Raw genomic sequence first — 23,580 nt, 5'->3', positions numbered from 1 at the left:
GGCATACTCACCCGTGCCGTGGCCCTGCGAGATCGTCTGCCCGACGTTGCCGCCTGCCTCCGCGACGGCCTCGTGACCCCGAAGTACATCCACACCATCATCGCCCGCACCGACCTCGTCGACGGCACCGACCATGCCCACCTGGTCGATGCCGAGATCGCGGCGGCACTACGGCGACGCGGCTCCTGGTCAGTGGCCCGGATGCGCGACATGGTCGACCGTATCGTCTACCGCCACGACCCCGACGCCGTCCGCGAGCGTCGCACTCGCGCGAAGGACGACCGCGGCTTCTGGATCGACCCCGCACCCGACGGCATGGCTTATCAGTGCGCCACCATGCCCGCCGAGAACGCCGTCCTCGTCGCCGCTGCTGTCGACGACCTCGCCGGACGCGTCTGCCCGAAAGACCCGCGCAGCGCCGGCGCCCGACGCAGCGACGCCCTCTTCGCCCTCGCCACGCGCACCCCCTTCGAATGCCAGTGTGACCGTGACGACTGCGACGCTCCCGGCTGGACCGGCGAGGACGGCCTCCTGACCACCGTCATCGTGCACGTCGTCGCCGACGCCGCCACCGTGAACGGGGACACCGCCTCCGCGCAGCAGGGCAACCCGGGTTTCCTCGCGGGCCACGGCGTCATCTCCGCCGACCACGTCGCCGACCTCGCTGCGCGCCCCGACGCGGTTCTGAGGCCTGTCGCCGCCACCAACCCCGCCTCGCAACCCGCGGATCCCTACCGCCCGTCCAGTGCCCTCGACACGTTCGTGCGCATCCGCGATCAGTACTGCACCTGGCCCGGCTGCAGCAACGCCGTCTGGACCGGCGACCTCGACCACATCACCGAGTACGACCACGACGATCCCGCGGCCGGTGGACAGACGACCGACGTCAACCTCGGCGCCAAGTGCCGCTTTCACCACAACCTGAAGACGTTCGGCGACTTCGTCGACGACCAGTACCTCGACGGAGACACCGGACGAGTCGTCTCCACCATCGCCACACCCGAGGGACGCGTGATTCCGGGCCCGGCGCACAGCGGGTACGACCTGTACCCCGGACTCGCCGACATCACCTTCGAACAGCCGGCGCAGGCCCCACCGGATGCCCCGCGCACATCACCGACCAGGCGAAGAACCCGCCTGGCGGACAAGCATGCGCGGCGGCGGTCCGAACGCTCCCGAAACCGACGTAGACGAGAGTTCGCCGACAACGACGACCCACCACCGTTCTGACGGGACATCAGTCCAGGCAGAATTCGTTGCCCTCGACGTCCTGCATCACCATGCAGGACTCTTCTCCGTCGCCCGCGGGCAGGAGCCGCACTCGCGTGGCTCCGAGGTCGACGAGGCGTGCGCATTCCGCTTCCAGAGCCCCGAGGCGCTCGTCACCGACCATGCCGATGCCCACACGGACGTCGAGGTGGACGCGGTTCTTGACGGTCTTCGCCTCGGGTACGCGTTGAAAGTACAGGCGTGGACCCACCCCGTTCGGGTCCACGCAGGCGAAGGCCGACCCCTGTTTCTCGGCGGGGAGCGAACGGTCGAACTCCGCCCAGTCGGCGAAGCCCGCGGGCGCCGGCGGCACCACGTATCCGAGCACCTCGCACCAGAATCCGGCGACTCGCTCGGGGTCCGCGCAATCGAAGGTGACCTGCACCTGTCTCACCTGAGCCATGGATCCACGCTAGGCGACGGTGGCGGCCGCCGGAAGGGAAATATTGGGGCGCCGTCAGCGTTCTCCGGTGCATGAAGAACATCGGGTTCCTGTCGTTCGGGCACTGGTCACCGTCGCCGCACTCGCAGACGCGCTCCGCATCGGACGTGTTGCTGCAGTCGATCGACCTCGCGGTCGCCGCAGAGGAACTCGGTGCAGACGGCGCGTACTTCCGCGTTCACCACTTCGCGAACCAGCTCGCGTCGCCGTTCCCTCTGCTCGCGGCCGTCGGTGCCAAGACCAGTCGCATCGAGATCGGCACCGGCGTCATCGACATGCGCTACGAGAACCCGTTCTACATGGCCGAGGACGCCGGGTCCGCCGACCTGATCTCCGGCGGGCGGCTGCAGCTCGGAGTGAGCCGGGGATCGCCCGAGCAGGTCATCGACGGCTTCCGCTACTTCGGCTACGCCCCGGCCGAGGGCACCGACAGCGGAGACATGGCCCGTGAGCACACACGCATCTTCCTGGACCTGTTGGAGGGCAAGGGCTTCGCGGAGCCGAACCCCTCCCCCATGTTTCCCAACCCGCCCGGCCTGTTGCGCCTCGAGCCGCACTCCGACGGGTTGCGTGAGCGCATCTGGTGGGGTGCAGGTACTCGTGCGACCGCCGAGTGGACGGCGCAGCAGGGCATGAACCTCATGAGCTCGACTCTGCTCAGCGAGGACACCGGCGTGCCGTTCCACGAGCTGCAGGCAGAACAGATCGAGCGCTTCCGTAAGACGTGGGCGGATTCCGGACACTCCTTCGAACCACGAGTGTCCGTCAGCCGCAGCATCTTCCCGATCGTCGACGACGTCGATCGCGCCTACTTCGGCCGTGAGGGCGGAAGCGGCGATCAGGTCGGCTACATCGACGGCGGCATCGCTCGTTTCGGCAAGACCTACGCCGGCTCACCAGACAAGCTCATCGCGGAGCTGGCGAAGGACGAAGCCGTCGCCGCGGCCGACACACTGCTCCTGACCGTGCCCAACCAGCTCGGCGTCGAGTACTGCGCACACCTCATCGAGTCGGTGCTGACGCACGTGGCACCTGAGCTGGGCTGGCGGTAGCAGTCCCGCTCAGACGTTGAAGCGGAACTCCACCACATCCCCGTCGGCCATGACGTATTCCTTGCCCTCGATGCGGACCTTGCCGGCCGACTTGGCGGCGGCCATGGATCCGGCGGCGACGAGGTCGTCGTAGGACACGACCTCGGCCTTGATGAAGCCCTTCTCGAAGTCGGTGTGGATGACACCGGCGGCCTGGGGTGCGGTGTCGCCCTGATGGATGGTCCACGCGCGGGACTCCTTCGGCCCCGCCGTGAGGTAGGTCTGCAGTCCGAGGGTGTGGAAGCCGGCGCGGGCCAGGGCGTGCAGGCCGGGCTCCGCCTGGCCGATGCTCTCGAGCAGCTCCATCGCGGATTCGTCGTCGAGTTCGACGAGCTCGGACTCGATCTTGGCGTCGAGGAACACGGCGTCGGCGGGTGCGACAGCAGCCTTCAGCTCGGCGACCTTCGCATCGTCGGTGAGCACCGACTCGTCTGCGTTGAAGACGTAGAGGAACGGCTTGGTGGTGAGCAGATTGAGCTCACGCAGTGACGACGCGTCGAACGTGTCCTTCACCGAGTAGAGCGTCGTGCCGCTGTCGAGAATCGTCTGCGCTTCCTTGGCCGCGGCGACCATCGGCGCGCGATCCTTCTGCGTGCGAACTTCCTTCTCGAGACGCGGGATCGCCTTCTCGAGGGTCTGCATGTCCGCGATGATCAGCTCGGTCTCGATGACCTCGATGTCGGCGGCCGGATCGACCTTGCCGTCGACGTGCACCACGTCGTCGTCGGCGAACACGCGCACGACCTGGCAGATGGCGTCGGCCTCACGAATGTTCGCGAGGAACTTGTTGCCCAGGCCGGCGCCCTCGGACGCGCCCTTCACGATGCCGGCGATGTCGACGAACGTGACGGGCGCCGGAAGGATCTTCTCGGAACCGAAGATCTTGGCCAGCTCGTTCAGCCGCGGATCCGGCAACGGGACGACGCCCTCGTTCGGCTCGATGGTGGCGAACGGATAGTTCGCCGCCAGCACGTCGTTGTTGGTCAGTGCGTTGAAGAGGGTGGACTTGCCGACGTTGGGCAGTCCGACGATTCCGAGGGTGAGGCTCACAGGGAGGAGAGTCTACGTGCCGCCCCCGACCGCCCTGTCAGTACGTGTAGTCGGTGCCCGATCCCGCCGAGATCGCGAAGGCGATGAGCAGCACGTAGAAGAGGATGAACAGCGCGAAGAGCCCCACGAAGATGTAGAGCGAGTACTTGCCCAGCTGCTTCGTGCGTTCCGACGCGTAGTGCGCACCCTGATAGTCGCCCAGCGACCACCGCGGGAACACCGAGCTCGAGTGGTTGAACGCCGAGAACGCCAGCGGCCAGAAGAAGATCAGCGCGGCGGCGGCCCAGCCGGCGTTGGTCGGCGGCAGCGGCGGCGGACCGTACTGCTGCTGGGGATAACTGGGGGGCTGCTGCTGCGGGAAGGCTCCGCTGGTCGGGAACGCTCCGGTGTCCGTCGGCCCCTTCGTCAGGTCGGGCTCGTACGACGAACCGGTGTACGGCTGCTGCGGGTACTCGGGGTGGTCTGACACACGAGCATCGTAGGCAGTCGGGGCGCGCGAGTGGGGTCTCGTTGTCATGTCGTGACGTTCGGCGACGGTCCCGGACCGCTCGGCGCAACGATCCGCACACGCCAGGCTCACAACCGCACGAAATGTCGGTCGGTCTGCTTACAGTGACTGCGATCACACGATGATCGCCGCCCCTCCACCGCATGCCAGGAGCCCGCAGATGACTGCCGTGTCCGACAGGGGGAACTCGCACGTCGAGTTCCTCAAGACCGACGACGACCTTCCCCCAGTGGGCGTCGTCGACCGCTCACCGATGACGGTGCCCAAACGCATCGTCTTCGTCATCATCGGTCTGCTGGGCGCCGTCGCCTGGACCGTCATCGCCGTGATCCGCGGCGAGCAGGTCAACGCGGTGTGGTTCGTCGTCGCGGCGGTCTGCACCTACATCTTCGCGTTCCGGTTCTACGCACGCCTCATCGAGAACCGCATCGTCCATCCACGGGACGATCGGGCCACACCCGCCGAGATCCTGGAGAACGGCAAGGACTACATGCCGACGGACCGTCGGGTGCTGTTCGGCCACCACTTCGCCGCCATCGCGGGCGCCGGTCCCCTCGTCGGTCCCGTCCTCGCCGCGCAGATGGGATATCTGCCCGGCACCATGTGGATCATCATCGGCGTCGTCTTCGCCGGCGCGGTGCAGGACTTCCTGGTGCTCTGGATCTCGACCCGCCGTCGTGGCCGCAGCCTCGGTCAGATGGCCCGCGAGGAGCTCGGCGTGGTCGGCGGTGTCGCCGCCCTCATCGGCGTCTTCGTCATCATGATCATCATCATCGCGGTGCTCGCACTCGTCGTCGTGAACGCACTCGCCGAGAGCCCGTGGGGCGTCTTCTCCATCGCACTGACCATTCCCATCGCCCTCTTCATGGGCGTCTACCTGCGGTACCTGCGCCCGGGCAAGGTCTCCGAGGTCTCCCTCATCGGCGTCGTCCTGCTGCTGCTCGCCATCATCTCGGGCGGCTGGGTCGCCGAGACCGAATGGGGCGCCGACTGGTTCACGCTGTCCAAGGTCACCGTCGCGTGGTTGCTCATCGCCTACGGTCTCGCCGCGTCGATCCTCCCCGTGTGGCTGCTGCTCGCCCCGCGTGACTACCTGTCGACGTTCATGAAGATCGGCACCATCGTGCTGCTCGCCGTCGGCATCCTCATCGCTCGACCCGTCCTGCAGATGCCGGACATGACGTCGTTCGCCAGCGAGGGCAACGGACCCGCGTTCTCCGGATCGCTCTTCCCGTTCCTCTTCATCACCATCGCCTGCGGCGCGCTCTCCGGTTTCCACGCGCTGATCTCCTCGGGCACCACGCCGAAGCTTCTCGAGAAGGAGAAGCAGATGCGGATGATCGGCTACGGCGGCATGCTCACCGAGTCCTTCGTCGCCATCATGGCTCTGGTCACCGCCTGCATTCTCGATCAGCACATCTACTTCGCGCTCAACGCACCGACCGCACTCACCGGCGGAACACCCGAGACCGCCGCGGCGTACGTCAACGGGCTCGGACTGTCAGGCGGGGACGTCAGCGCGGCCGAGCTGTCGCAGGCCGCGACGGACGTCGGTGAGGAGTCGATCATCTCGCGCACCGGCGGCGCCCCCACACTCGCGTTCGGCATGTCCGAGGTGCTGCACCAGGTCTTCGGCGGCGAGAGCCTGAAGTCGTTCTGGTATCACTTCGCGATCATGTTCGAGGCGCTGTTCATTCTCACGACCGTCGACGCAGGCACGCGTGTCGCCCGCTTCATGCTGTCGGACTCGCTCGGCAATCTCGGTGGCGGCGCGAAGAAGTTCCGCGATCCGTCGTGGCGCGTCGGTGCCTGGATCTGCTCGGTCATCGTCGTCGCGGCCTGGGGCGCCATCCTGCTCATGGGCGTCACCGATCCGCTGGGCGGCATCAACACGCTCTTCCCGCTGTTCGGCATCGCGAACCAGTTGCTGGCCGCCATCGCGCTCACGGTCGTCCTGACCGTCGTGGTGAAGAAGGGTCTGCTGAAGTGGGCCTGGATCCCCGCGCTGCCGCTGGCCTTCGACCTCGTGGTCACCATGACGGCGTCATACCAGAAGATCTTCTCCGACGTTCCGGCCATCGGCTACTGGGCGCAGCACAGCGACTTCAAGGAAGCGAAGTCGCAGGGCCTCACCGAGTTCCGGTCTGCCGCCACACCGGAGGCCATCGACGCCGTCATCCGCAACACCTTCATCCAGGGCACGCTGTCCATCGTCTTCGCGGTGCTCGTCCTCATCGTCGCGCTCGCCGGATTCGCCGTCTGCTTCAAGGCGATCCGCGCCGGTGGACTGCCCAGCAGCGAGGAGGAGGACGTACCGTCGAAGCTGTTCGCGCCCAGCGGTTTCCTCCCCACCGAGGCGGAGAAGTCGGTGCAGGCGGAGTGGGACGTCCTCATCGCCGACGGCACGGTCCGTCGGCCGGGAACGGGCCACTGACATGAACGCCGTCCTGAAGTCCGTTCGCGCCGCGACGTGGTGGATCACCTCCGTCATGGGTGATCACGACTACGAGCGTTTCGTCGAGCACCGGAACCGGGTCCATCCCGGGCATCCGGTGCCGTCCGAGCGCGAGTACTGGAAGGCACGTCATGCGGAGGCGGACGCGAATCCGGGCGCACGCTGCTGCTGAGATCATGACGGGGTGACGTCGCCGCGCTGGACCCTCGACACCTCCGAGCTGCCGTACTCCGCTCCGTACGACACGGGGTGGATGCGGTGGTTCCTGGCGGGTCACGCGGTTCCGGGCATGGAGACCTTCACGGACGGCGTCTACCGCCGGGCTCTGCGCCTCGATCACGGCCCCGCCGTCGTCACGTGCCGGTTCGTCCCGGGTGACGGCGGCGCGGGAGTCGTCCGGGTGGAGACGCGAGCCCGGGACGAGTCGGACGTCCCCACCGCGCTGTCCCGAGTGCGGCGGGTACTGGCCCTGGACGTCGACGCGGCTCCCGTCGACGCTGCGCTCGCGGCAGATCCTGCGCTCACCGCGTCGGTGGCCGCGGCCCCGGGGATCCGCGTTCCCGGGGCGTTCGATGCCGCGGAGGTGCTTCTTCGCACGATGATCGGTCAGCAGATCTCGCTCGGTGCCGCGGCCACGCACACCGCCCGGCTCGTCGCGGCCCTCGGGGATCCGGTGGGCGACGACGAGGGCGAAGCCGACCACGGCATCACTCGCCTGTTCCCCACTCCCGAGGCCGTGGCCACACGCGGCACCGAGATCCTCACCGGTCCGGCGCGGCGGGTCGCCGCGATCGAGTCGACAGCCGATGCTCTGGCATCGGGCGCCGTGGACGTGCGTCACGACGGCGACGCGGCCACCCAGGAGCGTGCACTGCTGGCACTGCGCGGTGTCGGCCCGTGGACCGCCCGCTACGTGTCGATGCGGTTGCTGGGCGACCCCGACGTGCTGCTCGACACCGACCTGGTGGTCCGGCAGGGCGCGGCCCTCCTCGACATCGATCTGTCGGACACCGCCCACTGGTCACCGTGGCGGTCCTACGCCTCCATGCACCTGTGGCGTACTGCCCTTCTCGCCCGCGGGCTCACCATCGGGTAGTCCCTCCGTCGCCATGCGTGCGGAATCGGCTTCCCGGGTACAGTCACAGCGCGTTCGACTCTGCGTTCGCCGCATCAACGTCAGACGAGAGGACACACGTGAGCGAGAACGCGCCCACCACTTCCGCAGGCTCCGCGTCGGGCCGTGATCGCAGCGACCTGTTCGGCGCCGGCGGACTCTGGCTGGCCAAGTGGTCCGCCGTGCTCCTCGTCGTCTCGGCAGCGCTGTGGATCGCCGGCTGGCTGGTCGGCCAGCTGTGGGTGATCATGCTCCCGGTTCTGCTGGCACTGGTGGTCGCGACGGTGCTCTGGCCGCCCACCAGGCTGCTGCGCCGCATCGGCTTTCCGCCCGCGCTCGCCGCGTTGACCACACTCCTCGGCTTCCTCGCGGTACTCGCCGGTGTGGTCGCGTTCATCGTCCCCTCCGTCATCAGCCAGGCTCCCGATCTCGCAGACAGCGCCACCCTCGGCGTCTCGCAGGTCCAGGAGTGGCTCGAGGGCCCGCCCATCAATCTGGACGACGAGCAGATCGACAGCGCCGTCGAAGCCATCGTCACGCAGCTGCAGGACAGCGGCACGGCGATCGCCTCGGGCGTCTTCGCCGGCGTCGCCACCGCCGGGTCGATCCTGGTCACGCTCGGTCTGGTGCTCGTCCTGAGCTTCTTCTTCATCAAGGACGGCCCGCGCTTCCTCCCCTGGCTGCACGGACTGGCCGGACGCAAGGCCGGTGGTCATCTCGCCGAGGTACTCCGACGAGTGTGGGACACCCTGGGTGGCTTCATCCGTACCCAGGCCATCGTCAGCGCGATCGACGCGATCTTCATCGGCATCGGCCTGGTGATCCTCGGCGTGCCGCTGACCCCGGTGCTGATGACGCTCACCTTCCTCGGTGGCTTCATCCCCATCGTGGGTGCCTTCGTCGCCGGTGCCCTCGCCGTCCTGGTCGCGCTGGTGGCCAACGGGTTCACCACCGCGGTCATCGTCCTGGCGATCATCCTGGCCGTGCAGCAGATCGAAGGCAATGTCCTGCAGCCGATCCTGCAGAGCAAGTCGATGAACCTGCATGCCGCGATCGTGCTGCTGGCCGTCACCGCCGGCGGTTCCATCTTCGGCATCATCGGGGCGTTCCTCGCGGTCCCGGTCGCTGCGGCCACCGCGGTGCTGCTGCGCTACATCAACGAGCAGATCGAACTTCGGTCCGACGAGGATCCCGGCGCGAACGACATCGCCGAACGCATCCACGACGATCTCGGCACACCCGGTGACGACGCGCCCGTCGTCGTCCACGACGAGAAGACCCGATACGCGCCGGCGCCCTCGGACCAGTCCGACGACGTGGCACCGACTCCGATCGACGTCGACACGCACGAGGACGACGAGAAGAAGGACGACTGAGCGGTCACACTCCCGCGTGCACTCGTACCGTGGATCCGTGACGTTCGCGGATCACCTCGAGGCGTGAGGGGACCCGGTCACGGATCTCGTCGACGTGACTGACGATGCCCACCGTGCGCCCACCGGACCGGAGTTCGTCGAGGACTCCCATGACGGCGTCCAGTGATCCCGAGTCGAGACTTCCGAACCCCTCGTCGATGAACATCGTGTCCAGGGTGATGCCGCCCGCCTCGGCCGCGACGACGTCGGCGAGACCCAACGCGAGCGCGAGCGACGCGCAGAATGCCTCGCCGCCCGACAGGGTGCCCGCCGACCGGACCACTCCGGTGTAGTCGTCGCGTACGTCGAGACCCAGCCCGCCGCGGGTGCCTCGGGGACCAACGTCGTCGGAGTGCACGAACTCGAACCGGCCCTGCGACATCAACCGGAAGCGCACGGATGCCGCGGTGGCGACGTCCTCGAGCCTCGCGGCCAGCACGTAGGACCGCAGCGACATCCGACGCGCGTTGGCGCCCTTGCCGGCCACCACCTCCGCCAGCTGCTCGAGTTCCGCGTGCTCGAGGTGGGCAGGTCCCAGACGGTCCGCAGCGGCCCACAGTTGGGCGACGAGGTCCTCGAGCATGCGTAGCCGACTGTCGGCGTCTCCGGCCGAGGCGATGGCCTCGTCCAGCAACCCCCGCAGTCGGATCTCCTCCGCATCGACAGCAGCGGTGTCGACGGTCTCCCCCACCATCGCCTCCGCCACGTCCGGCTCCGCGAGCACGGCCGCAGCCGCGGAGCGCTGCTTCTCGGCGTCGAGAACGGCGTTCTCCAGCACCGTGCACCGGGCCCTGTCACGGACCGCCGCCAGGGCTTCCGTGACCTCGGTGAATCCGTGCTCGCGCGCGCACTCCACCAGGTCGGTCTCGAGCCGCATCACCGCCTGATCGGCCGAGTCGGCGTCGCGGCGAGCATCGCGCCACGCCACCGCGGCTGCGATGGCCGCGTCGAGTGCGGCACGCCGTTCCGCAACGGTGGACGTCGTCCCCACGGCGGCCGTGATGCGCGCGGTGGCCTCCGCGATCCGAGTCTCCAGCGCCTCGGTACGCCCGCGAGTGACGCCCAGTTCGGTCGTGATCGCATCGGCCCGCACCCGCAGACCGGCGGTCTCCTCGTCCAGCGCCGCCAGCGAGGTGTCGATCGCCGCGCGACGATCCGCGGCACGCCGCGCCTCCGCCAGTGCCGTCGTGGCCGCGTCCAGTTCGGCCGCGAGTTCCGCTGCGGTGCGATCCGCGCACCGGGTCGCGAGCTCGTCCACACGCTGTCGGCAGCGCTGCACCGCGGCGTCCGCCGTGGTGCGTTCCGCCTCGGCTGCACCGACCCGCTGTCCCGCGCGGTTCTCGTCGTCCCGGGACACCCGCCCCGCGGTCGGAGATGCGGGCGCCGGATGTTCCGTCGCGCCGCAGACTCCGCACGGGGCGCCGTCCTCGAGTCCCGCCGCGAGCTCCGCGGACATCCCCTCGAGACGGCGTTCCCGCAGGTCCAACCATTCCGTGCGCAGATCGTCGTAGCGGGTCCGGGCACGCTCGGCCGTCGTCACGGCCGCCGCGAGGCGCTCGGACTCGCGAGCCCACTCGACGTGTGCGCGTGCCGCGTCCTCGGCGCCGTGATGCCGCGCCTCCAGGCCGGCGAGACCCGCACGAGCCGCGACGGCTACTCGATGCTCGGCGTCCAGTGCCGCGCGCTCCGCAGGTACCGCGTCGAGACGTACCCGTACCGCCCGCAGGTCCGTCTCCAGACCGCGCACCCGGGCGACGGCGCGTTCCCGATCGGCCACCGCCGTCCTTCGATCGGACTCGTCGCCCGCGACACTGTCCAGCACCGCGCACTCGCCGCTCCACCGGTGCACCGCGGCATCGAGCACCTCCGCATCGGCAGGACGGGGCGGCCACGACAACGTCCCGACCAGCACGGAGGCCTCGGTCTCGGCAGCCGCCCGCTCCCGGCGCCGCATCGTCGCGGCGGCGGCGGTCGCGCGCTGACGGTGCTGGTCGAGGGTGACGGCGCGATCGCGCACCGGCAGCGCCCGACGCGCACGGTCCAGCTCAGCGATCTGCTGCGCGCGCTCGGCGTCGCCGTCCGCCAGCACCGTGAGTCGCGCTGCTGCCGCGGCCCCCCGCTCGCGTGCCTCCCGGCGGCGGTGCGCGATCCGAGCGGTCTCACGAGACGCGGCGTGTTCGGCGCGCGCTGTCCGCAGATGCTCTGTGCGCCCACGGGCCAGCTCTCGGGCACCGCCCAGAAGATCGGTCCCCCACTCCACCACGTCGGTGCCCGTGAAGAGGTCCACGCCGGCGGCGGTGGCCACCTGGGCAGCCAGTCTGTCGACGGACTCCGATCGCCCGGCGAGACGCTCCGCGCTGGCGCGACGCTGATCCTGGAACCACGTCTCGATGTCGCGGAACCGATCGGTGTCGAACAACTGCTCCAGCAGCGCACCCCGTTCCTCGTTGCGCGCCCGCAGGAACCGCGCGAAGTCCCCCTGCGGCAACAGGACGACCTGGAAGAACTGGTCCACCCGCATGCCGAGCAGGCGCTCGACCTCGAGCGCGATCTCGTCGATGCGCGTCAGGTTCTCGCCCCGGCCGTCGTGCCACGTCAGCGTCGCCTTGGCGTTCTGTTTCGTGGTTCCCACCCCGCGCCGCTTGGGGCGCAGGAACTCCGGCTGCCGGACGATGGTGAGGCGGCGGCCACCCAACGTCGCGTCGAGTTCGACGCGCGGAACCACACCCGGCGCAGCGTGATCCGACAACAGGCGTCGACTCTCTCGGCGCGAGCCGGGGAGAACGCCGTAGAGAGCGAAGGCGATGGCGTCGAGAACGGACGTCTTTCCCGCTCCGGTGGGGCCGTGCAGGAGGAAGAGGCCGTCGGCCCCGAGATCGTCGAAGTCGACGTCGACCGTGCCGCCGAACGGCCCGAACGCGGTGACCGACAACGCATGCAGTCTCACGCCGAGCGCACCCACTCGTGCTCGACCGGCGATGCGGACGTCGAATCCCGCTGACCCGTGACGTTCTCGACCGCACGATCGAGCAGCTCGATCTCGGACGACGAGGGCGCGCTCCGCACGTCCGCGAGGAAGCTGGTGAGCACCTCACGGTCCGACCTACCCTGCACCTTCTCGCGGTAGCTCCCGGAATCGACACCGGCCGGGCGCTTCCACTCGAGGTGCACCGCGTGCGGAAAACGCTCCTGCAGACGGCGCATCGCGTCGACGGGCCGCACCGCATCGGTGAGCACAGCGGAGACGTAATGCTCTGTCGCGGAATCGAACCGGTTCTCCGTGCAGAGCTCCTCGAGCGTTCCCTCCAGGACGGACAGGCCCCGCACCACCGGCAGATCGACGCGCGTGACGACGCGGCCACCCGAGCCGTCGATGTCGACGAGCCACGCAGCCTTGCGATGCGAACGCTCGCCGAACGAGTACGGCAGCGGCGATCCCGAGTACCGGATGTGGTCGTCGATGGTCTGCGGGGAGTGCAGGTGGCCCAGCGCGACGTAGTCGATGCCGCCGAAGATCGAGGCCGGCACGGTCTCGACGCCACCGACGGAGATCGAACGCTCGGAACCCGTACCCTCGCCGCCGATCACGAAGGCGTGGGCCAGCACCACCGAGCGGACCGACGAGTGCCGCGTCGCCAGATCGGCCGCGATGCGGCCCATCGCCGCCTGCAGCACCGCGGCGTGCGAACGAGCGCCGGGTACCCCGAGCTCGGCGCGGGTGGCGTCCGGCTCGAGGTACGGAATGCCGTAGAACGCCACGTCACCGTGCTCGTCCGCCAGCACGACCGGTCGGTCGACGGCGTCGACGGTGGTGAACAGATGCAGACCGCCGGCAGCGGAGAACGCCGACCCGGCACCGAGCCGGGCGGGCGAGTCGTGATTGCCCGACGTGGCGACGATGACGGCCCCCGCGTCACGGATGGCCTCGAATGCCTTGTTGCACAGCCGGACCGCGTCCGCATTGGGCACCGCACGGTCGTAGATGTCCCCGGGGACCACGACGACGTCCACACTCTGTTCTCGGACGACGGTGGCGAGAGCCTCCAGAGCACGACGCTGATCGGCCAGCAGGTCGACACCGTGGAAGGTGCGCCCGATGTGCCAGTCCGAGGTGTGCAGGATTCTCATGTCGCCGACGCTAACGGAGACCTACGACAAAGACGCTCGGGCCGAAGGTGTGTCGGTACCCCGGTTCATAGTGAGCCTCATGACCGCCCTCACTGCCGTGACCACTCTCGCCACCCTTCTCGTCGGCCTGGGGTTGGGCTGGTGGTTGCGGGCCGCACGCGGCGACGTCGAACTCGCCCGTGCGGGTGAGCGGCTCGCGGTCTCCGCGGACAACGAGGAGACGCTGCGGCGGTCGTTGTCGCTGCTCAACGAGGACTCCGCGCGGCGCCACTCCGGCGCCATCGGTCAACAGGTCTCCCACGTGGTCGACCCGCTGCGGGAGGCGGTCGACGCACTCGAGGAACACGTACGGCTCGTCGAGCGCGACCGTGTTCACGCGTACGCGGGACTGACCGAGCAGGTCGCCGGGATGCACCGCGCCTCGCGGCAGTTGGCGTCGCAGACGGACCAGCTCGTCACCGCGCTGCGGGCGCCCCAGATTCGCGGCCGGTGGGGCGAGATCCAGCTCGAGCGGGTCGTGGAGCTGGCCGGCATGACGCGCCACTGCGACTTCGACACCCAGGTCGCCGCACCCGGCGTGCGCCCCGATCTGGTGGTCAAGCTCGCCGGTGGCAAGCGCATCGTCGTCGACGCCAAGGTTCCGCTGGTCGCCTTCCTCGACGCGAGCGCCGAGCAGGATCCCGAGACCATCGATCGGCATCTCGAACGCCACGCCAAGCACCTTCGCACACACGTCGACCAGCTCGCCGACAAGAAGTACTGGCACGCGTTCGACCCGTCGCCGGAATTCGTCGTCCTCTTCGTTCCGGGCGATCCGTTCCTCGATGCCGCGCTGACGCGCGACCGCGGCCTGCTCGAACACGCCTTCTCCCGGAACGTGGTGCTCGCCACCCCGACCACTCTCATCGCCCTGCTGCGGACCGTCGCCTACACGTGGAAACAGGACGCACTGGCCGAGGACGCCGCTCGCGTGCGCGTGCTGGGCCGTGAGCTGTACGAGCGCCTCGGCACGGTCGGAGCCCACGTGGATCGCTTGGGATCACAGCTGGGCAAGGCCGTGGACTCGTTCAACGCGGCGGCGGGATCGTTGGACGCCCGGGTCTTCGTCACAGCACGCAAGCTGCACGAGATGTCCCTCTTCGACGGCGAACCGCCGCAGGTCACGAGTGTGGACCAGCGGCCACGAACCATGACCGCGACTGCGATGGAGGGCACCTCGTCGACGTGTCGCGGGCATGCCGACGACGCAAGTCGTTGAATCAACGCTAACCTCGCTGTGTGTCTTCCCCCCAACGCGCACGCTCGGGAGTGCCTCTCGACCAGCGCTCCGCTGTGCCGTCGGTACCCGGAATCCCCGCATGGGGCGCCGTCGCGGTGGCAGTGGGCGCAGCCGTCCTGGGCTTTCTCGTCGATGCCATGCGTGGCGACGAACTGGGATCGACGTTCGCCGTCCTGTACGTGCTCGGTGCACTCATCGCCGTCGTCGCGGTCCGCCATCGTGGACTCTTCACCGCCATGGTGCAGCCGCCGCTCATCATGTTCCTCGGCGTCCCCATCGCATACCAGATCCTCACCGACGGAGCGGGCACCTCGATCAAGGACATCGTCCTGACCGTCGCCGTGCCGCTCGTCGATCGCTTCCCGCTCATGGCGCTGACCACGCTGTTGGTCCTCGGCGTCGGTGGCGCCCGGCTCGCGCTCGATCGTCGCCCCACTCCGGTCCGGAAGCCGGCGCGCACAGCGCGACCGGCCGCGGCAGCGCGTGACGCCGCACCCCGACGGTCGCGCTCCGAACGTCCCGCCACTCGCGAGACGGCGGGACGGGCGGAGGAACGCCGCAGGACCCGCCAGGAACCGCGGACGGACGCACCCGACGCTCGACACGACCGCACCCGGCGTGCACGGCCCGCCGCACCGCAACCGCGCGAGGAGTCACGCGCTGCTCGGCCCGCCCCGCGCGCCTACGAGGGCCAGGTCACGGCTTCCGACAACGGTCGCCCACGGGAAGCTCGCCCCCGGTACGAACCCACGCCGTACGAACCCCGGCGAACCGGTGCGGAGAATCTGTCGCCGTACCCCGCACCACGGGTGCGCTACCGCGACCGGGACTGATCTCCCGGGCGCGGCCGGCTCACACCCGGCTGGTGGTCCGCAGCTCGCGAGGAAGCGCGAAGACCAGCGTCTCGTTGGCCGTCGTCACCGACTTCACGTCGCCGAAGCCATGTGTCTCGAGCAGGTCCAGCACTCCACGCACCAGCACCTCCGGCACGGATGCGCCGGACGTGATGCCCACCGTGCGGACGCCCTCGAGCCAGGCGAGATCGATGTCCTTGGCGTAGTCGACCAGGTAGCTCGCGCGCGCGCCCGCAGCGAGGGCGACCTCGACCAGACGGACGGAGTTCGACGAGTTCGTCGACCCCACCACGATCACCAGGTCGCATTCGGGCGCCATAGCCTTGACCGCCACCTGCCGGTTCTGGGTGGCGTAGCAGATGTCGTCGCTGGGCGGATCCTGCAGGTTGGGGAACTTCTCCCGCAGTCGCGCGACAGTCGTCATGGTCTCGTCGACACTCAGCGTGGTCTGCGACAACCAGATGACGCGGTTCTCGTCCCGGACGGTGACGGCGTCGACGGAATCCGGCCCGTCCACGACCTGCACGTGGTCCGGGGCCTCGCCCGCGGTGCCCTCGACCTCCTCGTGACCCTCGTGGCCGATGAGCAGGATGTCGAAGTCGTCGCGAGCGAACCGCTTGGCCTCCTGGTGCACCTTCGTCACCAGTGGGCACGTCGCGTCGATGGTGCGCAGGTTCTTGGCGGCCGCGGACTCGTGGACCGCCGGTGATACACCGTGCGCGGAGAACACGAGCAGTGCGCCGTCCGGCACCTCGTCGGTCTCGTCCACGAAGATGACGCCCTGATCGGACAGCGTCTCCACCACGTGGCGGTTGTGCACGATCTCCTTGCGCACGTAGATCGGGGCGCCGTGCTTCTCGAGCGCCTTCTCGACCGTCTCCACCGCTCGATCCACACCGGCGCAGTACCCGCGCGGCTCGGCGAGCAGAACGCGCAGCGGGCCGTCGTAGACCTCACCTGTGACCGCCGGCCGGGCGATACCCAGCTCGAGCGGGATGGCGGAGGAGGTGGTGGAGGACGAGGACACCGGAAGAGCCGAAGACATACCACGAGGATACGGGTAGTCGGGTGGGCGTCGCTTCCCGCGCACGTCGACTGGGAAAAATGCGCGGCGTGGGGCACTCTGTGAGACATGATCCGTCCACCCTTCGCCGCCCGCGTCGCGCTCGGAATCGCCGTGACCGTCGTCGAGGAGGCTCGGCGTCTCCCCACCACCGCCATCTCCCTGCCGATGACCGCCGTGAGCGAGGTCCTCCAGACCGCGATGCGTCTGCAACAGACCGTCACCGAGCTGGCCATCAAGGGCGACCAGGTGTTCTCCCTGATCGGCTCACGCCCGGTCGAGACCGCGGAGTGGGCGACCTTCGACGACGACGCGGACGTCGCACCCGCGCGGTACACGCAGGTGCCGCTGTCCACCGAGCCCGAGCCGGTCGGTGACCCGGCCGGAGAGATCGACGTGCCGGAGCCCGGTGCGCCCGCAGGGCGGTTCGCCCTGTACTCCACCCCGCCGTCGGAGATCGAGACGACCGAACCCGTTCCGGCCCCTGCTCTCGCGACCGCGCCGACCGCGACTCCCGAGATCGTGGAGTACCTCGACTACGACGCCCTGACGCTGGCTCAGTTGCGTGCCCGTCTGCGGTCGCTGTCGGTCGAGGACCTCACGTCACTTCTCGAGTACGAGACGTCGGCCTCGGACCGCGCGCCGTACCGGACCATGCTCGAGAACCGCATCACCACCGCCCGAGCGAAGTGATTCTCGGACCACGATGACCACGGCCGCCACCAGCACCGCCGAGAACCCGCTCCCCGTCCGTACGGTCGCGACGAAGGTCGCCGGGTGGATCGATCGCCTCGGCAGCGTGTGGGTCGAGGGCCAGATCACGCAGATCTCGGTGCGTGCAGGAACGCGCACGGCGTTCCTGACGCTCCGCGACCCGTCTGCCGACATGTCGCTGTCGGTGACGTGCTCACCGATGCTCATCCAGAACTCTCCCGTGCCGTTGACCGAGGGCGCTCGCGTCATCCTCTACGGCAAGCTCAGTTTCTTCACCGGTCGCGGCACACTGTCGTTGCGCGCCACGGAGATTCGAGCGGTGGGAGTCGGCGAGCTGCTCGCCCGCATCGAGCGCCTGCGCGGTCTTCTCGCGGCCGAGGGACTCTTCGATCCGCGACTCAAGCGGCCGCTCCCCTTCCTGCCCCGCGTCGTCGGGCTCGTCACCGCACGCGCCAGTGCTGCCGAACGCGACGTGCTCAGCGTCGCGGAACGGCGGTGGCCGGCGGTGCGCTTCGAGGTACGCAACACTCCCGTGCAGGGCCCGTCGGCGGTGCCCGGCATCCTGCGCGCGCTGGCCGAGCTGGACGAGGACCCCACGGTCGACGTGGTGATACTCGCCCGTGGCGGCGGCAGTGTCGAGGATCTGCTGCCGTTCTCCGACGAGGCGCTCTGCCGCGCGATCTCCCGTGCGACGACGCCCATAGTGAGCGCCATCGGACACGAACCGGACAGTCCACTCAGCGATCACGTGGCGGATCTTCGTGCGGCCACCCCCACCGATGCCGCCAAGCTCGTCGTGCCCGACGCCGTGGCCGAACGGGAACTGGTCGCCGAGCTGCGGAGCCGCAGCGCCGCAGCGCTCCGCAGTTGGGTGCAGCGCGAGGCGCGCGCACTGGACGCCCTGCGGCACCGGCCCGTGCTGGCCGATCCCCTCTCCGCGGTCGCCCGCCGCGAGGAGGAGATCGCCGAGATGCGCCGCGTCGTCCGCCGCGACGTGAAGCGCGCGGTGTCGCGAGAGGCGACGACGGTGGAGCACATGCGCGCGCGTCTGACCACGCTCGGACCGGCGGCGACTCTGGCGAGGGGCTACTCGGTGGTGCAGCGCATGGTCCCCGGATCCGACCCCGAGGTGCTTCGGTCGGTCGACGACGCCGCGCCGGGTACGCAGCTCCGGGTCCGCGTCGCGGACGGCGTGGTCACGGCCGTCACGATGGGTCGCAGTTCCGCCACCTGACTCGTCCGCTGTCGGACTCTCGAGGCAGCATTGGGACTCATGAACGAGACACCGATCGCCGAGCTGGGCTACGAGGACGCGCGCGACGAGTTGGTCGACGTGGTCAAGCTGCTCGAGCAGGGCGGCCTGGATCTCGATGCCTCACTGGCGCTGTGGGAGCGCGGCGAAGCACTGGCGACGCACTGCGAGCAGCACCTGGCCGGCGCGCGCACGCGCATCGAGAAGGCGCTGGCCCGCGACGAGGAGTGAGCGAGCGCGTCAGCGCTTGTCGAGTACCGGAGCCGTCGCCGTGGCGGATGCCAGCGCGATGAACTCCTCCTGCGACCCGGAACCGGTGAGCATCGCGCGGGTGTCGCCGAGATCGGCCACCCAGTACGGTTCCGTGTCGTCGTTGCCGTAGACCACCCAGTTCAGCCCGGCGATGGCCTCCGCGCCGCCGGCGGACACCCGTGATCCCTCGGTCTTCGAGCGGACCAGCTCGTCCTCGGAGGCGTCGCTCTGGGTGAGCGAGAGGAAATTGCCGTTCTCGGTGACGAAGCCGACGGTGCTGGACTGGAACTCCGAGCCCGAGACAGGGCCACGGTTCGCCGAGTTCGGGATCCACTGATCGGGCACGTCGGGACTGCGCACCGGGAAGGTCAGCGCATTCGCGTCCGCCTGCAGGGACGCCCCCAGATCGATGCGAGGAACCTCACCCGCCTCGGGGCCGCCCACACGCAACGAACACTGACCGGCGATGGCCGCGATCACCAGGCATGCGAGAAGAAGCGGGATCAGGGACCAGGCCATGTCCTTGTTGTTCTGCAGGTACCTGGGTTTTTTGTCGGCCACCTCTCCAGTATCGCATCGAGCGCGCGGGGGCTCGCCATCCGCGCAGCTCCGCGCTTCCCCCGGCAGGCCGGGGCCGTGCGACTAGTGCGACAATCACGCCGAGTCTTTTTCGCCCGAGTCGATGTTCATTCCGTGCGGACGACGCCCGTCAGTCGGGCTGCGAACCGCGCCATGTGCAAGGAGGCACAGCCCCATGACGGCCAACACCGACGTTCCCACGCAGATGGCGCCGGATCGAAACCTCGCGCTCGAACTCGTCCGCGTCACCGAGGCCGGGGCGCTCGCGTCCGGGCGTTGGGTCGGCCGCGGCGACAAGGAGGGTGGCGACGGCGCTGCCGTGGACGCCATGCGCCAGCTGGTGAGCTCGGTGTCGATGCGCGGCGTCGTGGTCATCGGAGAGGGCGAGAAGGACGAGGCGCCCATGCTCTACAACGGCGAGCAGGTGGGCAACGGCAACGGTCCCGAGGTCGACTTCGCCGTCGATCCCGTCGACGGCACGACGCTGATGGCCAAGGGCATGCCCAACGCGATCTCCGTGCTCGCGGTGGCCGAGCGCGGTGCGATGTTCGATCCGTCGGCCGTGTTCTACATGGAGAAGATCGCCGTCGGCCCCGACTACGCCGATGCCATCGACATCACCGCTCCGGTCGCCGAGAACATCGCCCGGATCGCGAAGATCAAGAAGGGGTCGTCCTCGGACGTCACCGTGTGTGTGCTCGACCGTCCCCGCCACACCGAGCTGATGCAGCAGATCCGCGACACCGGTGCCCGCATCCGGTTGATCTCGGACGGTGACGTCGCCGGCGCCATCGCGGCCGCCCGCCCCGATTCGGGCACCGACATCCTGATCGGCACCGGCGGCACGCCCGAGGGCATCATCGCCGCGGCGGCCATGCGCTGCATGGGGGGAGCACTGCAGGGCCGGCTCGCCCCGACGGACGACGACGAGCGCCAGAAGGCCGTCGACGCAGGCCACGATCTCGATCGCATCCTGAACACCAATGATCTGGTCGCCGGGGAGAACGTCTTCTTCACCGCGACCGGCGTCACCGACGGCGATCTGCTGCGCGGAGTGCGCTACTCCGGCGGCGGTGCCCACACGCAGTCCATCGTCATGCGCTCCAAGTCGGGCACCGTGCGGATGATCGACGCGTACCACCAGCTGAACAAACTGCGGGAGTATTCGTCCGTGGACTTCGACGGTGACACCTCCGGCGCCGTCCCGTCCTTCTGACGCGCACTCCGACTTCCCGACCCATCTACCGAGGCACGAGGTACATGACAGACAACGATCAGCAGTTCCGCATCGAGCACGACACCATGGGAGAGGTTCGCGTACCCGTCGACGCGCTGTGGCGTGCGCAGACACAGCGCGCCGTCGAGAACTTCCCCATCTCGGGCCGCCCCCTCGAGCGCACCCAGATCCGCGCGATGGGGCTGCTCAAGGCCGCATGTGCACAGGTCAACAAGGACCTGGGTCTGCTCGATGCGGACAAGGCCGACGCCATCATCGCGGCGGCCGGCGAGATCGCGGACGGCAAGCACGACGATCAGTTCCCCATCGACGTGTTCCAGACCGGCTCGGGCACCAGCTCCAACATGAACGCGAACGAGGTCATCGCGAGCATCGCGAAGAACGCGGGCGTCGAGGTGCACCCCAACGACCACGTCAACATGTCGCAGTCGTCCAACGACACGTTTCCCACCGCGACGCACGTCGCCGCGACCGAGGCCGCGGTCACCAGCCTGATCCCGGCCCTCGAGTACCTGCACACCGCTCTGGCGGCCAAGGCGACCGAGTGGAAGACCGTCGTGAAGTCGGGCCGCACCCACCTCATGGACGCGGTGCCCGTCACGCTCGGCCAGGAGTTCGGCGGCTACGCACGTCAGATCGAGGCCGGCATCGAGCGCGTGCAGTCCACGCTCCCCCGCCTCGGCGAACTCCCCATCGGCGGCACCGCCGTCGGCACGGGTCTCAACGCCCCCGACGGCTTCGGCCCGAAGGTCGTGACCGAGCTGGTGAAGTCGACCGGTGTCGAGGCCCTCACCGCGGCGAAGAACTCGTTCGAGGCCCAGGCGGCTCGTGACGGTCTGGTCGAGGCGTCGGGCGCGCTGCGCACCATCGCCGTCTCGTTGACCAAGATCGCCAACGACATCCGCTGGATGGGGTCGGGCCCGCTCACCGGTCTCGGCGAGATCCGGCTCCCCGACCTGCAGCCCGGCAGCTCGATCATGCCCGGCAAGGTCAACCCGGTTCTCCCCGAGGCGGCCACCCAGGTGGCGGCGCAGATCGTCGGCAACGACGCGGCGATCGCCTGGGGCGGCGCAGCCGGAGCCTTCGAACTCAACGTCTACATCCCCATGATGGCGCGCAACCTGCTCGAGTCGTTCACGTTGCTCGCCAACGTCTCCCGCCTGTTCGCCGACAAGTGTGTCGACGGCCTCGTCGCCAACGAGGAGCACCTCAAGCAGCTCGCCGAGTCGTCGCCGTCCATCGTGACACCTCTCAACAGTGCGATCGGCTACGAGGAAGCTGCGGCCGTCGCCAAGCAGGCCTTGAAGGACAAGAAGACCATTCGCGAGGTCGTCCTCGAGCGTGGACTCGTCCCCGAGAAGTTGTCGGAAGAAGAACTCGACAAGCGCCTCGACGTCCTGGCGATGGCCAAGGTCCAGGACTGACCCAGCACTCCCCGCCCCGCATCACGGCGAAACGCTGTGGTGCGGGGCGATCAGGAGGAGTGTGACGTGTCATGACACGAACTGCAGTGGCACTCCTCGGCGGCGCCGCCGCGATCGGCACGGCGCTGGCCGCCCCCGCACTGGCGTCCGCCGGACCCGTTCCCGACGGCGTCTACGTCGGCACCACGCCCGAAGGCGCTCCCGTCCCGCTGTGGGACGGCAAGACCATCACCGGCGACACGACGGTCAACCGACTTCTCGGCGTGAACGCGATCCCGGGCGACGTCTACCGCGCCCCGAGCATCGCGACCGGGGCCGACGTGGTCCACGTCGACTACTCGCGCCTGTCCCCCGCCTTCGGAGCCGTCTTCCACGACGAGATGACGCGCGACGCCGTGAACCCGAACCGTTGGAACGGCACCGTGTACTTCGTCGGTGCCGGTCAGCCGGTGGTGGTGGGCGGGTTCGCGATCACGCGCTGATCAGGACGCGGCAGTGGCGAGTGCGCTCTCGAGCTCCGCGCGGGCCGCGAGGCCGTCCTCGCCGAGGCCGTCGAGGGTGAACACGTTCCATGCCTCCAGCAGGGGCTTGATCACCTCTTCGGTCTCGATGGTGCGGTCGTAGAGCCCGATGCCGGCGAGCAGTTCGGCGCTGCCACCGCGGCCGGGGAGATCGACGGTGGGGACCGAGAAGGACGCGACGGTGTCGGCGATGGCGCGGACGGCGCCGTCGGCATCGACGCGGATCGCGGCGGAGACCAGGTCGGTGAAGAGCGTGGTCTGCAGCTCGTCGTCCTCGGCGATGCGGTCGAGGATGCTCGACAGGAGAGCGTCCTGCGACGACGCGGAGGCGCGACGGTGGCGCACGGCCGCTGCGCGCTCGTCGAGGGCGAACTTGGCGAGGATGTGCAGCACGTGCAGAGACGGTGCGGAGTAGCCGGTGGTCATGTGCTCGATGCGCACACGCTCGAGATCCACCGGGTCGACCGCGCGAGTCGTCATGAGGTAGTTGCGCAGCACGATGGCGTGCCGGTTCTCCTCCGCGGTCCACCGGCCGATCAGCTTCCACCAGACGTCGCTGCTCCGGAGAGCGAACGCCAGGTCGCGGTGGTACTCGGGCAGGTTGTCGGCGACCAGCACACTGACGGTGGCACCGACGACCTCGGCGTCACCGAGCGTCACCTGCTCCGGAGACCAGTCCTCGCCGCCGAGGAACGCGAAGTTGCGACCCGAGTCCCACGGAACGTAGTCGTGGGGCTGCCAGTCCCGAGCAGCGTCGATGTGCTTCTGCAGCAGGTGCGCGGCATCGGCTTCGAGCTCGCTCAACAGGTCCTGGTCACTCTTCGGCATCACAGCAGCATAACGGCCGTAGGTGTCCACTCCGAACCTTCGGACCGCGCGACGCGGATTCCGGTGATCTCCCTGACAAAGAGGTCGGTGATAGTTCGGCGTCAC

General features: G+C 69.0%; 22 protein-coding genes. 14 read left to right on the top strand and 8 right to left on the bottom strand.

Annotated elements, in window-relative coordinates; translation table 11 throughout:
• Positions 1–18 precede the first annotated feature (18 nt).
• Positions 19–1,230: a DUF222 domain-containing protein gene (locus QRN16_RS16895; RefSeq protein ID WP_502944009.1), complete on the top strand. Its 1,212-nt coding sequence runs from the start codon at positions 19–21 to the stop codon at positions 1,228–1,230.
• Positions 1,231–1,237: 7 nt separating this feature from the next.
• Here QRN16_RS16895 and QRN16_RS16890 read toward each other — a convergent pair whose 3' ends face one another.
• Positions 1,238–1,672 (bottom strand): VOC family protein, encoded by a 435-nt coding sequence (locus QRN16_RS16890; protein ID WP_285188400.1) that lies wholly within the window; start codon positions 1,670–1,672, stop codon positions 1,238–1,240.
• Positions 1,673–1,743: 71 nt separating this feature from the next.
• Between QRN16_RS16890 and QRN16_RS16885 the strand changes: the two genes are divergently transcribed.
• Positions 1,744–2,763, top strand: coding sequence for an LLM class flavin-dependent oxidoreductase (locus tag QRN16_RS16885; protein ID WP_285188399.1), 1,020 nt, complete (start codon positions 1,744–1,746; stop codon positions 2,761–2,763).
• 9 nt (positions 2,764–2,772) lie between these two features.
• Here QRN16_RS16885 and ychF read toward each other — a convergent pair whose 3' ends face one another.
• Positions 2,773–3,852 carry a redox-regulated ATPase YchF gene (ychF, locus tag QRN16_RS16880; protein WP_285188398.1) on the bottom strand — a complete coding sequence of 360 codons (1,080 nt, stop codon included), beginning with the start codon at positions 3,850–3,852 and terminating at the stop codon, positions 2,773–2,775.
• A 37-nt stretch (positions 3,853–3,889) separates the two neighbouring features.
• Positions 3,890–4,321: a CD225/dispanin family protein gene (locus QRN16_RS16875; RefSeq protein ID WP_285188397.1), complete on the bottom strand. Its 432-nt coding sequence runs from the start codon at positions 4,319–4,321 to the stop codon at positions 3,890–3,892.
• A 199-nt stretch (positions 4,322–4,520) separates the two neighbouring features.
• Between QRN16_RS16875 and QRN16_RS16870 the strand changes: the two genes are divergently transcribed.
• From QRN16_RS16870 to QRN16_RS16855, 4 genes are all read left to right on the top strand, one after another.
• Positions 4,521–6,794, top strand: a complete 2,274-nt coding sequence (locus QRN16_RS16870) for a carbon starvation CstA family protein (protein ID WP_285188396.1) — start codon at positions 4,521–4,523, stop codon at positions 6,792–6,794.
• 1 nt (position 6,795) lies between these two features.
• On the top strand, positions 6,796–6,987 hold the full coding sequence (locus QRN16_RS16865; protein ID WP_051612930.1) for a YbdD/YjiX family protein: 192 nt from the start codon (positions 6,796–6,798) through the stop codon (positions 6,985–6,987).
• 12 nt (positions 6,988–6,999) lie between these two features.
• On the top strand, positions 7,000–7,911 hold the full coding sequence (locus tag QRN16_RS16860; RefSeq protein WP_285188395.1) for a DNA-3-methyladenine glycosylase family protein: 912 nt from the start codon (positions 7,000–7,002) through the stop codon (positions 7,909–7,911).
• A gap of 98 nt (positions 7,912–8,009) precedes the next feature.
• Positions 8,010–9,305: an AI-2E family transporter gene (locus QRN16_RS16855; protein WP_082544615.1), complete on the top strand. Its 1,296-nt coding sequence runs from the start codon at positions 8,010–8,012 to the stop codon at positions 9,303–9,305.
• Positions 9,306–9,309: 4 nt separating this feature from the next.
• Here the strand turns inward: QRN16_RS16855 and QRN16_RS16850 are convergent, their stop codons facing one another.
• A complete protein-coding gene (locus QRN16_RS16850) occupies positions 9,310–12,291 on the bottom strand; it encodes an AAA family ATPase (protein WP_285188394.1) in 2,982 nt (993 codons plus the stop codon).
• On the bottom strand, positions 12,288–13,472 hold the full coding sequence (locus QRN16_RS16845) for an exonuclease SbcCD subunit D (protein ID WP_285188393.1): 1,185 nt from the start codon (positions 13,470–13,472) through the stop codon (positions 12,288–12,290). Before QRN16_RS16845 ends, QRN16_RS16850 begins: the two co-directional genes overlap by 4 nt.
• Before the next feature lie 79 nt (positions 13,473–13,551).
• Here QRN16_RS16845 and QRN16_RS16840 point away from each other — a divergent pair, with 79 nt between their 5' ends.
• The gene (locus QRN16_RS16840; RefSeq protein ID WP_285188392.1) at positions 13,552–14,730 is read left to right on the top strand and encodes a DNA recombination protein RmuC; all 1,179 of its coding nucleotides are present in this window, start codon (positions 13,552–13,554) and stop codon (positions 14,728–14,730) included.
• A 20-nt stretch (positions 14,731–14,750) separates the two neighbouring features.
• Positions 14,751–15,584 carry a DUF6542 domain-containing protein gene (locus QRN16_RS16835; protein WP_261781647.1) on the top strand — a complete coding sequence of 278 codons (834 nt, stop codon included), beginning with the start codon at positions 14,751–14,753 and terminating at the stop codon, positions 15,582–15,584.
• 19 nt (positions 15,585–15,603) lie between these two features.
• Here the strand turns inward: QRN16_RS16835 and QRN16_RS16830 are convergent, their stop codons facing one another.
• A complete protein-coding gene (locus tag QRN16_RS16830) occupies positions 15,604–16,650 on the bottom strand; it encodes a 4-hydroxy-3-methylbut-2-enyl diphosphate reductase (RefSeq protein WP_051612934.1) in 1,047 nt (348 codons plus the stop codon).
• Between the two features lie 87 nt (positions 16,651–16,737).
• Here QRN16_RS16830 and QRN16_RS16825 point away from each other — a divergent pair, with 87 nt between their 5' ends.
• From QRN16_RS16825 to QRN16_RS16815, 3 genes are read left to right on the top strand one after another with little or no spacing between them, the layout of a single operon-like run.
• Positions 16,738–17,361, top strand: a complete 624-nt coding sequence (locus QRN16_RS16825) for a lipid droplet-associated protein (RefSeq protein WP_027503920.1) — start codon at positions 16,738–16,740, stop codon at positions 17,359–17,361.
• 13 nt (positions 17,362–17,374) lie between these two features.
• On the top strand, positions 17,375–18,616 hold the full coding sequence (xseA, locus tag QRN16_RS16820; protein WP_285188391.1) for an exodeoxyribonuclease VII large subunit: 1,242 nt from the start codon (positions 17,375–17,377) through the stop codon (positions 18,614–18,616).
• A gap of 39 nt (positions 18,617–18,655) precedes the next feature.
• On the top strand, positions 18,656–18,865 hold the full coding sequence (locus QRN16_RS16815; RefSeq protein ID WP_027503922.1) for an exodeoxyribonuclease VII small subunit: 210 nt from the start codon (positions 18,656–18,658) through the stop codon (positions 18,863–18,865).
• Positions 18,866–18,874: 9 nt separating this feature from the next.
• Here the strand turns inward: QRN16_RS16815 and QRN16_RS16810 are convergent, their stop codons facing one another.
• Positions 18,875–19,447, bottom strand: a complete 573-nt coding sequence (locus tag QRN16_RS16810) for a DUF4245 domain-containing protein (protein ID WP_285188390.1) — start codon at positions 19,445–19,447, stop codon at positions 18,875–18,877.
• Between the two features lie 193 nt (positions 19,448–19,640).
• Between QRN16_RS16810 and glpX the strand changes: the two genes are divergently transcribed.
• The 3 genes from glpX to QRN16_RS16795 all read left to right on the top strand — a co-directional run bounded on the left by glpX (position 19,641) and on the right by QRN16_RS16795 (position 22,608).
• Positions 19,641–20,681 carry a class II fructose-bisphosphatase gene (glpX, locus tag QRN16_RS16805; protein WP_027503924.1) on the top strand — a complete coding sequence of 347 codons (1,041 nt, stop codon included), beginning with the start codon at positions 19,641–19,643 and terminating at the stop codon, positions 20,679–20,681.
• Between the two features lie 44 nt (positions 20,682–20,725).
• Positions 20,726–22,126 carry a class II fumarate hydratase gene (locus QRN16_RS16800; protein ID WP_285188389.1) on the top strand — a complete coding sequence of 467 codons (1,401 nt, stop codon included), beginning with the start codon at positions 20,726–20,728 and terminating at the stop codon, positions 22,124–22,126.
• A 71-nt stretch (positions 22,127–22,197) separates the two neighbouring features.
• Positions 22,198–22,608 (top strand): hypothetical protein, encoded by a 411-nt coding sequence (locus tag QRN16_RS16795; RefSeq protein WP_285188388.1) that lies wholly within the window; start codon positions 22,198–22,200, stop codon positions 22,606–22,608.
• On the opposite strand, the gene QRN16_RS16790 is transcribed toward QRN16_RS16795, so the two are convergent.
• Positions 22,609–23,475, bottom strand: a complete 867-nt coding sequence (locus QRN16_RS16790; protein WP_027503927.1) for an acyl-ACP desaturase — start codon at positions 23,473–23,475, stop codon at positions 22,609–22,611.
• Positions 23,476–23,580: the final 105 nt, after the last annotated feature.

The organism is Rhodococcus sp. MEB041 (assembly GCF_030208955.1).
GTDB lineage: Bacteria > Actinomycetota > Actinomycetes > Mycobacteriales > Mycobacteriaceae > Rhodococcoides.
Note: the sequence above shows the minus strand (reverse complement) of the source record. Positions and strands in the feature narration are given on the sequence as shown.

Excerpts from the sequence above, each read along its gene's own strand:
- QRN16_RS16890 (WP_285188400.1), bottom strand. The coding sequence starts at position 1,672 with ATGGCTCAGGTGAGACAGGTGCAGGTCACCTTCGATTGCGCGGACCCC.
- QRN16_RS16885 (WP_285188399.1), top strand. The coding sequence starts at position 1,744 with ATGAAGAACATCGGGTTCCTGTCGTTCGGGCACTGGTCACCGTCGCCG.
- QRN16_RS16870 (WP_285188396.1), top strand. The coding sequence starts at position 4,521 with ATGACTGCCGTGTCCGACAGGGGGAACTCGCACGTCGAGTTCCTCAAG.
- QRN16_RS16865 (WP_051612930.1), top strand. The coding sequence starts at position 6,796 with ATGAACGCCGTCCTGAAGTCCGTTCGCGCCGCGACGTGGTGGATCACC.
- QRN16_RS16845 (WP_285188393.1), bottom strand. The coding sequence starts at position 13,472 with ATGAGAATCCTGCACACCTCGGACTGGCACATCGGGCGCACCTTCCAC.
- QRN16_RS16840 (WP_285188392.1), top strand. The coding sequence starts at position 13,552 with ATGACCGCCCTCACTGCCGTGACCACTCTCGCCACCCTTCTCGTCGGC.
- QRN16_RS16830 (WP_051612934.1), bottom strand. The coding sequence starts at position 16,650 with ATGTCTTCGGCTCTTCCGGTGTCCTCGTCCTCCACCACCTCCTCCGCC.
- QRN16_RS16825 (WP_027503920.1), top strand. The coding sequence starts at position 16,738 with ATGATCCGTCCACCCTTCGCCGCCCGCGTCGCGCTCGGAATCGCCGTG.
- xseA (WP_285188391.1), top strand. The coding sequence starts at position 17,375 with ATGACCACGGCCGCCACCAGCACCGCCGAGAACCCGCTCCCCGTCCGT.
- QRN16_RS16815 (WP_027503922.1), top strand. The coding sequence starts at position 18,656 with ATGAACGAGACACCGATCGCCGAGCTGGGCTACGAGGACGCGCGCGAC.
- glpX (WP_027503924.1), top strand. The coding sequence starts at position 19,641 with ATGACGGCCAACACCGACGTTCCCACGCAGATGGCGCCGGATCGAAAC.
- QRN16_RS16800 (WP_285188389.1), top strand. The coding sequence starts at position 20,726 with ATGACAGACAACGATCAGCAGTTCCGCATCGAGCACGACACCATGGGA.
- QRN16_RS16795 (WP_285188388.1), top strand. The coding sequence starts at position 22,198 with ATGACACGAACTGCAGTGGCACTCCTCGGCGGCGCCGCCGCGATCGGC.
- QRN16_RS16790 (WP_027503927.1), bottom strand. The coding sequence starts at position 23,475 with ATGCCGAAGAGTGACCAGGACCTGTTGAGCGAGCTCGAAGCCGATGCC.